We start from the raw sequence: 12,811 nt of genomic DNA, 5'->3' as shown, positions 1-12,811 counted from the left end.
CGGAGCCGCCGTGCCCCGGTCCGTCACCGGCCAGAAGCGACAGCGCAAGGAGCCCAGCGAATCATGACGGACACCGCGAGTCAGGGCCCCGCTACCGGCGACGACCGCAAGGTACTCACCAACCGGCAGGGCCACCCGGTCTACGACAACCAGAACCAGCGCACCGTCGGCTCCCGCGGCCCGGCCACGCTGGAGAACTACCAGTTCCTGGAGAAGATCAGCCACTTCGACCGGGAGCGCATCCCCGAGCGCGTCGTGCACGCCCGCGGCGTCACCGCGTACGGCTACTTCGAGGCGTACGGCACGTGGGGCGACGAGCCGATCTCCCGCTACACGCGCGCCAAGCTGTTCCAGGAGGCGGGCAAGCGCACCGACCTCGCCGTCCGCTTCTCCACCGTCATCGGCGGCCGGGACTCCTCCGAGGCCGCCCGCGACCCGCGCGGCTTCGCCGTGAAGTTCTACACCGAGGACGGCAACTGGGACCTCGTCGGCAACAACCTCGGCGTCTTCTTCATCCGGGACGCCATCAAGTTCCCCGACGTCATCCACGCCCTCAAGCCCGACCCGGTCACCTTCGAGCAGCAGCCGCGCCGCATCTTCGACTTCATGTCGCAGACGCCCGAGTCGATGCACATGCTCGTCAACCTGTTCAGCCCGCGCGGCATCCCGGCGGACTACCGCCACATGCAGGGCTTCGGCGTGAACACGTACAAGTGGGTCGACGCGGAGGGCAACACCAAGCTGGTCAAGTACCACTGGATGCCCAAGCAGGGCGTGCGCTCCATGACCGAGGAGGACGCCGCCAACGTCCAGGCACAGGGTCTCGGCCACGCCACCAAGGACCTCTACGAGGCCGTCGAGCGCGGCGACCACCCCGAGTGGGAGCTGCTCGTCCAGATGATGGACGACCACGAGCACCCGGAGCTGGACTTCGACCCGCTGGACGACACCAAGACCTGGCCTGAGCAGGACTTCCCGCCGAAGCCGGTGGGCAGGATGGTGCTCAACCGGATGCCGGACAACTACTTCGCCGAGAACGAGCAGATCTCCTTCGGCACCGGCGTCCTCGTCGACGGCCTGGACTTCTCCGACGACAAGATGCTCGTCGGCCGGACCTTCTCCTACAGCGACACCCAGCGCTACCGGGTCGGCCCCAACTACCTCCAGCTGCCGGTCAACCAGCCCAAGCACGCGGAGGTGCGCACCAACCAGCGCGACGGCCAGATGGCCTACCACGTGGACGGCGGGGACAACAGCCACGTCAACTACGAGCCGTCCATCACGGGCGGTCTGCGGGAGGGCCACTACCCGACGCACGACGAGCAGGGCCCGGAGATCCGCGGCCGGCTCACCCGCAAGCGGATCGAGCGCACCAACGACTACCTCCAGGCCGGCCAGCGCTACCTGCTGCTGGAGGACTGGGAGCGCGACGACCTGGTGAAGAACTTCACCGACCTGCTGTCGCAGTGCGACCGGCCGGTGCAGGAGCGCATGGTGTGGCACTTTTTGCTGGTCGAGAACGACCTGGGCCGCCGGGTCGGCGAGGGCCTCGGCATCATGCCGGAGGACGTCGCCCACCTGGAGCCGCTGGAGGGCCAGACCCTCACCGAGGAGGACCGCAAGCGGCTCGCCAGCCTCGGCGACAACCCCCCGCGCGACGTGACGGGGCTGACCATGACCCATTGCGTGCCCGACGAGCGGCACGTGGTGACCCGCTGAGGACCCCGCCGGGGGATCACAGCGACAGGGCGGAACGGGCGGCCGCGAGCGCCTGCCCGGCGTAGCCCCGGCCGAACAGCACGGCGTGCACCAGCAGCGGGAACAGCTGGTGCACGCCGACGCGTGTCCGCCACCCCGCGGCGAGCGGCGCCACGTCCTGGTAGCCCTCCAGCACGGCGTCCAGCAGCGGGCAGCCGAACAGCGCCAGCATGGCCAGGTCGGTCTCCCGGTGCCCGCCGTGCGCGGCCGGGTCGATGAGCCGCACCCTGCCGTCCGCGCCCCACAGCACATTGCCGTTCCACAGGTCGCCGTGCAGCCGCGCGGGCGGCTCGGCGGGCCCCGCCAGCCCGGGCAGCCGCGCGCAGACCCGCTCGACCACCGCCGCCTCGCCGGCGTCCATCGTGCCCGCGTCGACCGCACGGCGCAGATACGGCAGTACGCGGTGCTCGGCGTACCAGGTCGGCCAGTCGTCGCCGGTGACGTTGCGCATCGGGGCGAGCCCGATGAACGCCTCCACAGGACCGCCCGGCGGCGGCGCCCCGAACGCGGGCGCGCCGGCCGTGTGCAGGCCGGCCAGTTCACGCCCGAACCGCAGCGCCGCCTCCCGGCCCGGACGCCCCTCCCGCACCCGGTCGAGCACCAGCCACGCCTCCTCCCGGCCGTGCACCCGCGGCACCGGGGTCGCGTCCGCCTCCGCCAGCCAGCGCAGTCCGGCCGCCTCGGCGCGCGCCGCCTCCGCGTCCTCGGCGCGCTTCACGATCACCGTGCGGCCGTCGTCCAGGGCGGCCTCGGCGAGCGAACCGGACAGCGGCCGCAGCCCGGTCACCGCCCGTCCGGTCAGCCGCGCCGCCACGGCGCCGGGGCTCTCGTCGCCGGACGCGGGGGACGACAGGGGCATCGGCGGCCTCCTCGGCATCGCGGTGCGCTCGGCGGTGTGCGGTCCGCCCAGCGTACGAGCCCGGCACGGACCCGGCGGACGCTCACGCGGGACGGTGAAAAACCCGCGCCGCCCGATGCGGGCGCGCCACGCCGTGGGAGCACTCTGAATATGACCAGTTCATCGTTCCAGCGCACCCTCACCCTGCCCGCCACACTCTGCGAACAGGCCGTCCCGTACCTGGAACAGGCCGCCCGGCGGACGGTCGACGGAGCGGGTGTCCCGCTGAAGGCGTTCCGCGCGGCCGCCGCCGACGACTGCACCCTCCCGGTCTCCGTGGTCGAACAGGCGGCGAGCTGCCTGCTGGTCCTGGCCACCGAGACCGCGCAGAGCGTACGGCCCTCGGTGCTGCGCGCCACCATCGGCGTCGCCCTGTGCCTGCGCGACGCCGTCGAGGCGGTCCGCCGGCCCGCCCTCACCACCCGCTTCTGGTGACGGCCCCGCCGCCTGCCCCCGCCGCATGCTCCCCGCCCGGCGGGGAACCCGGCGCACCGTACCCTCCACACTCCAGGAGAAGGACATGAGCCTGTTGCGCGTCCTCGGCCGGCCGATGCTGGCGTCGATCTTCATCGCGGGCGGACTGGACACCCTCCGCAACCCCCACCGGGTCGCCGGGCTGGCGGAGCCCGTGGTGCGGCCGGTCACCGGCCGCATCAGCGCACTGCCGGACCGCACCGAGGACTCCGTGCGGCTGAACGGCGCCGTCCAGGTCGCCGCCGGACTGCTGCTGGCCACCGGACGGATGTCCCGCCCGGCCGCCCTCGCGATCGCCGCCACCCTCGTGCCCACCACGCTCGCCGCGCACCGCTTCTGGGAGGAGGAGGACGCCGGCGACAAGTCCCAGCACCGGATCCACTTCCTCAAGAACCTCGGCCTGCTCGGCGGGCTGCTGATCGCGGCGGACGACACCGGGTCCCGGCCCTCGGTGCTGTGGCGCGGCCGGCACGCCGCCCACGACCTTCGCCGCGAGGCCCACATCGCCCGGCGCGCCTTCAAGGCCGGCGCGGGACCCGCCGCGGCGGCCGGACGCGCCCGCGCCAAGCTGTCCCACTGACCGGGAGCGGGGCCGGGGGCTCTGCCCGCGGATCCGTCCCGCAAACCTCTCTGTGAGCAACCGCACTCGCGTGGCCAAGTGCCGCGCGGGTGCGGTTTCTTGACCCCCGGGTCCCTCCCGGGCGCTGACGCGGTGGAAAGGACTCGGGGGTCCCTTCTGCCACGATGGTGCGCGCCCGATCCGGCGCCGGGAACCGCCGCGCAGCGCAGCCGGCGTCCGCCTTCCCGCGCCCACTCAGCCGAGCCCCGTGGGGCTCCTCCCCGAGTAGCGCACCGTGTCTTCCACACCCTCCCCCGCCCAGGCCGGATCCCGGTCGCCCTGGCGTTCCCTCCGGCACCGCGGCATGCGCTGGTGGTCCGTCGCGAACTTCGTGTCCAACGCCGGTACCTGGATGCAGCTGACCGTGCAGAACCTGCTGGTCCTCCAGATCACCGGGTCCGCCGCGGCCACCGGCCTGTCCATGTCCGTCCAGGCGGCCCCGGCCCTGCTGATGAGCGTGCTCGGCGGCGCGGCCGTCGACCGCTGGCCGCGCAGGCTGACCGCCGCCGTCAGCCAGGCCCTGCTGGCCGTCATCGCCTTCACCACGGCCACCCTGGTGGCGCTGGACCGGCTCGACATGACCACCCTGATGGTGCTGGCCGCCGTCACCGGCATGGTCGCCACCGTCGACAACCCGGCCTGCGCCCTGCTCGGCAACGACCTCGTCCCCGCCGAGGACCTGCCCTCCGCCATCGGCGTCGGCGCGCTGGTCTTCAACGCGGGGCGGCTCGCGGGCGCGGCCCTGGCCGGCGTGACGGTCGGCTTCCTCGGCACGGCGGCGGCCTACTTCGCCAACGGCTTCTCCTTCCTCTTCGTGACGGCGGTCATCCCGTTCCTGCGCCCGGCGGCGGGCGCGGTCCGGCAGGTCACCGGGCGGGCGGCCCGGCGCTCCACGTCCGACATGGGCGTCCGCGAGGGCCTGGCCTTCTTCGTCCGCCGCCCGCGGCTGCTCGCGCTCGCCGGGGTGACCGGCATCGCGGCGGTCTTCGGCCGCAACTACGGCCTCACCCTCGCCGTCCTCGTCACCGGCCCGCTCGCGGGCGGGGCGGGAGCCTTCGGCACGGTGTCCACCGTCCTCGCCGCCGGCGGCATCGTCGGCGCGGTCCTGGGCGCACGCCTGCGCCGCCCCTCGGTCCGCCTGGTCGGCGCGCTCGCCGCGACCGGGGCGCTGCTGCAGATCGCGGCCGGGCTGTCGCCCTCCCTGGCGGTGCTGCTGGTCCTGGTCCTCCCCATGGCCGTGGTCGAGTCCGTCTCCGACACCGCGGGCACGGCGGTCCTCCAGACCGACCCGCCCGCGCACCTGCGCGGGCGCGTTCTGGGCGTGTGGGGCTCGATCGGCACGGTCTGGGGCCTGGGCGGCCCCCCGGCCCTCGGCCTCCTCATGGAACTGGCGGGCCCGCGCGGCGCCCTGATCACGGGCGGCGCGGTCATCGCCGCGTCCATCGCGTCGGGCCATGTCCTGCACCGCCGCCGGACGGTGAACCCGGTCGCCCTGCCGGCGAAGGCCCCGGCACCGCAGCCGGCGCTGCAGACGGCGGCGTAACCCCGCCCCCTGCGAAGAAACGGCGGGAAAACGCCCCGAAGGGGCGCGGAGAACCGCGCGAACGGATCCCCGCGCCCCTGCAGGGCGCTCATCCCTCCGTCGGCCTCAGAGCCACCGAAACCGCGTCCGCGGCCCGCCGCGCAAGCAGCGTCGTCGAGTGGCCGTCCAGGTACGGCAGGACCACCGCCTGCCCACCCCACTCCCGCAGCGCCCGCGCCTCGGGCAGATCCTGGACGGAATAGTCCCCGCCCTTCACCCACACATCCGGCCGAAGGCGCTCCAGCACCCTCTCCGGGGTGTCCTCCTCGAAGATCACCACCGCGTCCACACTGCCCAGCGCGGCCAGCACCTTCGCGCGGTCCGTGGCCGGGGTGAGGGGGCGGCCGGGGCCCTTGCGGCGGGTGACGGAGTCGTCGGAGTTCAGGCACACGATCAGACAGTCGCCGATCCGCCGCGCGCTCTCCAGCAGGCCCACGTGACCGGCGTGCACCAGGTCGAAGCAGCCGCCCGTGGCCACCACGGTCCCGCCCCGCGCCCGTACCTCCCGCGCCAGTTCGAACGCGTCGGCGGCCGGGTCCTGCGCCGGGACCGGGGGGACCGGCGTGTGCCAGAGGTCCGGGTTGCCCGCGCCGCCCGCCGCGACGAACGCGGCGGCCTCGGCGACCGCCCGCTGCAGCGCCTCCTCCGGCAGCAGCCCGTCCGCCAGCGCGGCGACCGTCGTCGCCGCGAAGCAGTCGCCCGCACCGCACGGGTCGCCGTCCGCGTGGAACGGCGCCGGGATCAGCATCGGCGTGCCGCCGCCCGGCCGGGTCAGCAGCACACCCCGCTCGCCGAGCGTCACGGCGACGCCCGCCGCCCGCCAGCGCTCGGCGAGTTCCGTGCCGCGCTCGGCGAAGGCGCCCAGCGACACGCCCGACACGCCGGGCGTGCCCGCGCACAGCGCGATCGCCTCGCCCGCGTTGGGGGTGACCAGCCGCGCCCCCGGCACCGGCGCCTCGCCGCGGGGGTGCGGGTCCCACACCAGCGGGGTGCGCCGGGCGGCCTCCTCCAGGTGCGGGCGGACCGCGCCGGCGGTGTGCCGGCCGTAGTCGGCGACGAGGACGGCGTGCGCGCACGCCAGCGCCTCCCGCACCGCCTCGTCCGGCTCGCCGGGCGTCCCCCCGCCCCGGTCGATGCGCACCAGCGGCCGCCCGCCGGCCAGGACGCGCGTCTTCACCGGCAGCGTGCCGTGCAGCGGCAGCTCCAGCAGCCGTACCCGCCCGCTGAGCTGCTGCCGTACGGCCTCGCTCGCGGGGTCGTCGCCGAGCGCGGTCACCAGGACCACGTCCCGGCCGCCGCGCGCGGCGAGCGCGGCGGCCAGCCCCGCGCCGCCCGGGTGCCTGTGGTCCCCGGTGACGTCGACGACCGGGGCGGGCGCGTCGGGGGCCAGCCGGGTGGCGACCCCTTCGATGTCCTCGTCGAGCAGGACGTCGCCCACCACCACCAGCGGTTCGGGTCCGGTCATGTCAGCCTCCCGGGAACGGCCGCCACGGTCCGCGCCGGTGGCGCGGCCACGGCGGCGTCGAAACACTCGCAGAGCAGGTGCACGGCGACCAGATGGATCTCCTGCACGGTCGCGGTCGAGGCCGCCGCCACGCACAGGCTCTCGTCGGCCGCCTCCATCAGCGGGTTGGGGCCGGGACCGGTCAGCGCCCACACCCCGAGCCCGGCTCGCCGGGCCGCCACCGCGGCGGCGATCAGGTTGGCGCTGCGTCCCGACGTGGACAGCAGCATCAGCACGTCGCCGGGGCGTCCGTGCGCGGCCACCTGACGGGCGTAGACGTGGTCGAAGCCGTAGTCGTTGCCGATGGCGGTGACGCTGGAGGTCTCCGCGTGCAGGGCGAGCGCCGAGTAGGCGGGCCGCTCGCTGCGGTAGCGGCCGACCAGCTCGGCGGTGAGGTGCTGGGCCTGGGCGGCGCTGCCGCCGTTGCCCGCGGCCAGCAGCCGGCCGCCGCCGGTGAGGACGGAGGCGAGCCGGCCGCCCCAGTCCGCGATCCGCGGCAGACCGTGCCGGCCGAGCCCGTCGAGGGCGTCCTGGAGGGACCGGCAGTGCAGACGGGCGGCGTCGAGAGCGGGGTGTTCGGTCATGGCGTGTCGGGCGCGCCGCCCTCGGGGGACGGCGACGGCACCCGCACCTCCTTCCAACGTCGGACGTCTGCGGCCCGGTCGGGCCTGCGGTTCAGCCGGTCCTGGTCACGGCCGGCTCGCTGTCGAGGACCTCGCAGTAGGCCGCCTCCGTGGCGGCGGCGACCCGCGCCCACCCGTAACGGGCGAGCACCCGGCGGCGGCCCGCCACCCCGCAGGCCTCGCGGCCGGCCGGGTCGGCGAGCAGGCTCGCCACGGCGGCGGCCAGAGCCTCGGGGTCGCCGGGCGGCACCAGCCGTCCGGTGGCCGGGTCGGCGACCGTGTCGAGCTGGCCGCCGACCGCGCTGGCCACCACGGGACGGCCGCAGGCCATGGCCTCGAGCGGGACGATGCCGAACGGCTCGTAGTCGGCGGGGCAGAGCACCACGTCGGCGGAGCGCAGCAGCGCCGGCACGCGCTCGGCGTCCACCCCGCCCAGGAACCGCACCCGGTCGGCGACCCCGGCGTCCCGCGCGACCGCGCGCAGCCGGCGCACCTCCGGGTCGTCGTCCAGCCGCTCCGCGGGAGGCCCGCCCGCCACGAGCAGCTCGGTTCCGGGCAGCAGGGCCAGCGCGGCCACCGACACGGCCGCCCCCTTGCGCGGCACCAGCCGCCCCAGCTGCACCAGCCGGTGGCGGTACGGGCCGCGCGCCCAGCGCGGGCCCACCGGCGTGAACCGCTCGGTGTCCACACCGCAGGGCACGACGCCGATCCGGTCCGCGGGCACGCCCATCCGGACCAGCTCGGCGACCTCGTCACGGCAGGTGGCGACGACCCGGTCGCAGCCGAGCCCCACCTCGGTCTCGCAGCCGATCCGCTCCGGCGGGCTGGTGTCGGCGTCCCCTTGGTGGCGCCGCTTCACCGTGCCCAGCGCGTGGAACGTGTGCAGCAGCGGCAGGCCCACCTCCCGGGCCGCGCCCAGCGAGGCCAGCCCGGACATCCAGTAGTGGGAGTGCACCACGTCCGGGGTGCGGGCCCGCCACTCCCGGACGAGCACGCGCGCGAACGCGTCCATGTACGGCAGCAGCCGGTCCTTGGGCACCGGCTCGGGGGGCCCGGCGGTGACGTGGTGGACCTCCACCCGCTCGCTCAGCCGCACCCGGTCCGGCAGACCGGGTGCGTCGCGGCGGGTGTGGACCGTGACCCGGTGTCCGCGGCCGGCGAGCGCCGTGGCCAGGGCGGCGACGTGGACGTTCTGGCCTCCGGCGTCCACCCCGCCGAGCGCGGCGAGGGGACTCGCGTGTTCCGAGACGAGCGCGATCGACAGCACGCCCGGGGGGACAGGGGCGAAGTCCGCGGTCATGGGCTCACCTCCGTGATCGGTCGCGGCCGGGGTGCCGACACCGCCGTCCGCGGATCGGGTTCCGGCCGCGGCTGCGGCCGGGAGCATGCGCGCGGCGCCCGCCGGGGCCCGTCGCGGGCCGCGGCGGGGAGGGCCGGCGTGTCATGTCGGCATCCGTTCGCCGGCCGGCGCCGCGGCGGAGGGCGACGGGGGAACGGCCGGGTGGCGGTGGGCGGGCGTGACGCGGTGCCGCACCTGCCCGCGCAGCCAGTGCCAGGCCGCGGCCGGCGGGACGAGCGCGCTGGTGAGGGCCATGGTGACGATCTCGTCCCGGGTGCGCGGACCGGGCCGGATCCGGGCCAGGGCGAACTCGGCGGTCCCGGCGAGCCACCCGGCGGCGCACGCCGACGCGGCGCGCGGGCGCCCGGTCAGCGCGCACACCGCCGCCGCGAGCCCGGCCGAGGTCACCGCCAGGTGCAGCGGGAGACGGCCGCGGGGCGCGCCGGCCCGCCGCCACCAGTCCCGCCCGTGCAGCCGCGTCATCAGCACGTCGTCCGCGTTGCCCGCCTGGAGCCGCACGGAGACCCACCGGTCGGCGGGCCGCACCGGATGCGTGGTCGTACGGCGTCCCTCCGCGAGCGTCCAGCCGGCGTCGAGCACCCGCAGCGCCAGGTCCGCGTCCTCCCGGAAGGCCCGGCGGAACCGTTCGTCGAAGCCGCCGACGGCCGCCAGCGCCTTGCGCCGGTACGCCATGTCGGCGGTGATCCAGCGCGCCCCGGCCAGGCCCGCGACGTTGCGCTCCCAGTCGGTGGGCGCCCGGTCCACGGGCAGCGGCACCTCGACGCGAGCGCTGATCCCGGCGGTCGCCACGCTCGCCCCGGCGAGGTCGAGGGCGAGGTCGTCGGCCCAGGCGGGTCCCGGCACCACGTCGTCGTCGAGGAAGACGATCCACGGCGCGTCCCCGGCGGCCCGCCACCCGGCGTTGCGGGCGGCGGCCGGGCCCCGCGCCCCGCCGCGCACCACGACGGTGCGGGACCGCAGGGCGGGCGGCACGGACGCGGTGAGCGGCACGGCCGGGTCCCGGCGGTCGTCCACCAGCACGACCCGCGCCGGACGCGGCCCCTCCGACTCGGCCAGCGCCCGCAGGCACGCCGCGAGCGACGGGCGGCCCAGGGTCGGCACCACCACCGCGTACTCCCCGGCGGGAGCGGCAGGACCGGTCATCGGGACACCTCCTCGCCGGCGTCGCCGGTGTCGCCGGTGCGGAAGAGCGCGCCGCGCCGCACCGCGTACGGGCCGATGGCCAGCAGGTCCACCGGGGAGGAGCCGAAGCACTCCAGGGCGTCGCGCGGGTCGTCCACCATGGGGCGGCCCGCCGTGTTGAGGCTGGTGTTGACGACGACGGGCAGCCCGGTCAGCCGCTCGAACTCGCGCAGCATCCGCGCCAGCAGCGGCTCGCGCGCCGGGTCGACCGTCTGGATGCGGGCGGTGCCGTCGACGTGCACCACGGCGGGCACGCGGTCCCGCCAGGCGGGCGCCACGTCGTGCACGAACAGCATGTACGGACTGGGCAGCGGCCCGTCGAAGATCTCCGCCGCCCGGTCGGCGAGCACCATCGGCGCGACCGGCCGGAACTGCTCGCGGCCCTTCACGTCGTTGAGCCGCTCCAGATTCCCCGCGTGCCCGGGATGGGCGAGCAGCGAACGGTGGCCGAGCGCCCGGGGGCCGTACTCGCTGCGCCCCTGGAACCAGGCGACGATGCCGTTGTCGGCCAGCGTCCGGGCCACGGTGACGGCGATGTCCTCCGGCTTCTCGCAGGGCACGGCGGCCGTCTTCAGCCACGCGCCCAGCTCCGCGTCGGACCAGTCCCGGCCCAGGTCGGCGCCCGTCATCGGCTCCGGTGCGTCCCCGGCCCCGGCGGACAGCAGCAGGGCGCCGCCGAGCGCGGTCCCCGCGTCGCCGGCCGCGGGCTGCACCCACACCCGGGAGAACGGACCCTCCCGCGCGATGCGGGAGTTGGCCACGCAGTTCAGCGCCACGCCCCCGGCGAGGGTGAGCACCGCGTCGTGGGTGCGGCCGTGCAGCCAGCGCACCAGGTCGAGCAGCGTCTCCTCCAGCACGGCCTGCGCGCTCGCGGCGACGTCGGCGTGGTCCTGCGTCCACGGCTCGTCCGGGCCGCGCGGTGCGCACAGCTGCGCCCAGGGCACCCCCGCGGCGTGGAAACCGCCGTCGCCGGTCGGATACACGAAGCGGCGCAGCTCCGGCAGCATGCGCGGCGTGCCGTGGGAGGCGAGCGCCATCACCTTGAACTCGTCGGAGGAGCGCAGGAAGCCGAGGTGCTCGGTCAGTTCCTCGTAGACGAGGCCCAGCGAGTGCGGGAGGTCCTGCGCGCGCAGCGGCTGGAGCCGGCCGCCGACGCGGCGCGCGGCCAGGTGGGAGGCGCGCTCGCCGCGGCCGTCCAGCACCAGCACGGAGCAGCCGTCGGCGTCGGGGGCGGCGTACGCGCCGGACGCGGCGTGCGCCATGTGGTGCGGGACGAAGCGCACGGTCTCCGGGTCCAGGCCGGGCAGCGCGGTCCGCAGGAAGTGCGGGGCCTCCCGCGCGTAGGTGAGACGCAGATGGTCCCAGGGGTCGTCCAGACCCATCGCGTCGGCGGGCCGGGCCAGCGCGGGGTCGAACGAGTAGGCGACCGCGTCGAGGTCCCGGGGGCGCAGCCCGGCCCGTTTCAGGCACCAGGCGGCGGCCTGCTCGGGCAGCTCCCAGGCGGAGAAGGGCAGCGGTCGCTTGCCGTGCTTGCGCCGGGAGAACCGCTCCTCCTCAGCGGCGGCGACGGTACGGCCGTCGATCACCAGGGCGGCCGCGGGGTCGTGGAACAGGGCGTTGATGCCGAGGATGCGCATGGCGGACGGACCTTTCGCGTGGGGGCGGCGGCCGGATCGGCCGCCTGGTCCAGGGGCCGGCGGGGCGGGCCGCTCAGCCGCGGGCCGCCTCGGCGCGGAACCAGTCGATCGTGCGGCGCAGGCCCTCCTCGGCGCCCACCCGCGGCTCCCAGCCGAGCTTGTCGCGGGCCAGCGTGATGTCGGGGCAGCGCACGGCCGGGTCGTCCACGGGACGCTCGATGTAGCGCACCTCGGAGGAGGAACCCGCCAGGGCCACCACCAGGCGGGCCAGGCCGAGCATGCTGATCTCGGCGGGGTTGCCGATGTTGACGGGGCCGCGCATGCCGTGGGCGGCCGCGGCGAGGATGCCGGCGACGGTGTCGTCGACGTAGCACAGCGAACGGGTCTGGCGGCCGTCACCGGTCACGGTGAGCGGCTCACCGGCCAGCGCCTGCCGCACGAAGGTGGGCACCGCCCGGCCGTCGTGGCCGCGCATGCCGGGGCCGTACGTGTTGAACAGCCGGACGATGCAGGTGTCCGTGCCGTACGTCTCCGCGTGCGCGGTGGTCAGGGCCTCGCCGAACCGCTTGGCCTCGTCGTACACGCTGCGCGGGCCGACCGGGTTGACGTTGCCCCAGTACCGCTCGTCCTGCGGGTTCTGCTGCGGGTCGCCGTACACCTCCGACGTCGACGCCAGCACGAACCGGGCCTCCGACTCATGGGCGAGCGTCAGGGCGTTGCGGGTGCCGGCGCTGCCCGTCTCCATGGTGTGCAGCGGCAGCCGCAGGTAGTCCGCGGGGGACGCGGGGGAGGCGAAGTGCAGCACCAGGTCGGGCCGCCGGCGCACCGGCAGCTCCTGGGCCACGTCGGCCTGCACCAGGGTGAACCCCGGCCGGTCGAGCAGCGGGGCGACGTTCTCGGGCCGTCCGGTGCTGAGATCGTCCACGCAGGTCACGGCGGCGCCCGCGTCGAGCAGGGCCTTGCACAGATGGGAGCCGACGAATCCGGCGCCGCCGGTCACGACGGCGTGCTCCCACTTCCGGGATATGGGGCTACTCATGCCCCACACCCTCACCCGCACAGCGGCGGACGGCACGGTCGCCTGGTGCGATCGAGTGAACTACGGAGCGTGACACCACCGGCACCGGCGGGGCGGGGGCCGCGCGGGGTGTCCGGGCAGGGCCTGAGGGCACCC

General features: G+C 75.9%; 11 protein-coding genes. 4 read left to right on the top strand and 7 right to left on the bottom strand.

Annotated features, from left to right (window positions below):
* The first annotated feature begins 63 nt into the window (after positions 1-63).
* The gene (locus tag ACP7TJ_RS02040) at positions 64-1,719 is read left to right on the top strand and encodes a catalase (protein ID WP_189911598.1); all 1,656 of its coding nucleotides are present in this window, start codon (positions 64-66) and stop codon (positions 1,717-1,719) included.
* A 16-nt stretch (positions 1,720-1,735) separates the two neighbouring features.
* On the opposite strand, the gene ACP7TJ_RS02035 is transcribed toward ACP7TJ_RS02040, so the two are convergent.
* On the bottom strand, positions 1,736-2,617 hold the full coding sequence (locus tag ACP7TJ_RS02035; protein ID WP_427761869.1) for a fructosamine kinase family protein: 882 nt from the start codon (positions 2,615-2,617) through the stop codon (positions 1,736-1,738).
* 150 nt (positions 2,618-2,767) lie between these two features.
* Here ACP7TJ_RS02035 and ACP7TJ_RS02030 point away from each other — a divergent pair, with 150 nt between their 5' ends.
* The 3 genes from ACP7TJ_RS02030 (at position 2,768) to ACP7TJ_RS02020 (ending at position 5,292) form a co-directional block, all read left to right on the top strand.
* Complete coding sequence (locus ACP7TJ_RS02030; protein ID WP_093769881.1) at positions 2,768-3,091, top strand: hypothetical protein; 324 nt, start codon at positions 2,768-2,770, stop codon at positions 3,089-3,091.
* Positions 3,092-3,176: 85 nt separating this feature from the next.
* Positions 3,177-3,710 (top strand): DoxX family protein, encoded by a 534-nt coding sequence (locus ACP7TJ_RS02025; RefSeq protein WP_093769880.1) that lies wholly within the window; start codon positions 3,177-3,179, stop codon positions 3,708-3,710.
* 343 nt (positions 3,711-4,053) lie between these two features.
* The gene (locus ACP7TJ_RS02020) at positions 4,054-5,292 is read left to right on the top strand and encodes an MFS transporter (protein ID WP_318296032.1); all 1,239 of its coding nucleotides are present in this window, start codon (positions 4,054-4,056) and stop codon (positions 5,290-5,292) included.
* 88 nt (positions 5,293-5,380) lie between these two features.
* Here the strand turns inward: ACP7TJ_RS02020 and rfaE2 are convergent, their stop codons facing one another.
* From rfaE2 to ACP7TJ_RS01990, 6 genes are all read right to left on the bottom strand, one after another.
* The gene (gene rfaE2 / locus ACP7TJ_RS02015; RefSeq protein ID WP_189911594.1) at positions 5,381-6,796 is read right to left on the bottom strand and encodes a D-glycero-beta-D-manno-heptose 1-phosphate adenylyltransferase; all 1,416 of its coding nucleotides are present in this window, start codon (positions 6,794-6,796) and stop codon (positions 5,381-5,383) included.
* On the bottom strand, positions 6,793-7,419 hold the full coding sequence (locus ACP7TJ_RS02010; protein ID WP_189911593.1) for a D-sedoheptulose-7-phosphate isomerase: 627 nt from the start codon (positions 7,417-7,419) through the stop codon (positions 6,793-6,795). Before ACP7TJ_RS02010 ends, rfaE2 begins: the two co-directional genes overlap by 4 nt.
* A gap of 91 nt (positions 7,420-7,510) precedes the next feature.
* Complete coding sequence (locus ACP7TJ_RS02005) at positions 7,511-8,758, bottom strand: glycosyltransferase (RefSeq protein ID WP_093769876.1); 1,248 nt, start codon at positions 8,756-8,758, stop codon at positions 7,511-7,513.
* Positions 8,759-8,899: 141 nt separating this feature from the next.
* Positions 8,900-9,961 carry a glycosyltransferase family 2 protein gene (locus tag ACP7TJ_RS02000; protein WP_367549685.1) on the bottom strand — a complete coding sequence of 354 codons (1,062 nt, stop codon included), beginning with the start codon at positions 9,959-9,961 and terminating at the stop codon, positions 8,900-8,902.
* A complete protein-coding gene (locus ACP7TJ_RS01995; RefSeq protein WP_376725226.1) occupies positions 9,958-11,637 on the bottom strand; it encodes a carbamoyltransferase family protein in 1,680 nt (559 codons plus the stop codon). The genes ACP7TJ_RS02000 and ACP7TJ_RS01995 overlap by 4 nt, the downstream gene beginning before the upstream one ends.
* A gap of 73 nt (positions 11,638-11,710) precedes the next feature.
* The gene (locus tag ACP7TJ_RS01990) at positions 11,711-12,676 is read right to left on the bottom strand and encodes an NAD-dependent epimerase/dehydratase family protein (protein ID WP_093769873.1); all 966 of its coding nucleotides are present in this window, start codon (positions 12,674-12,676) and stop codon (positions 11,711-11,713) included.
* Positions 12,677-12,811: the final 135 nt, after the last annotated feature.

Source organism: Streptomyces sp. DSM 41931 (genome assembly GCF_050271085.1).
Classification (GTDB): Bacteria; Actinomycetota; Actinomycetes; order Streptomycetales; family Streptomycetaceae; genus Streptomyces; species Streptomyces albogriseolus.
The sequence above is the reverse complement of the archived record's forward strand: the minus strand, read 5'-3'. Positions and strand labels throughout refer to the sequence as shown.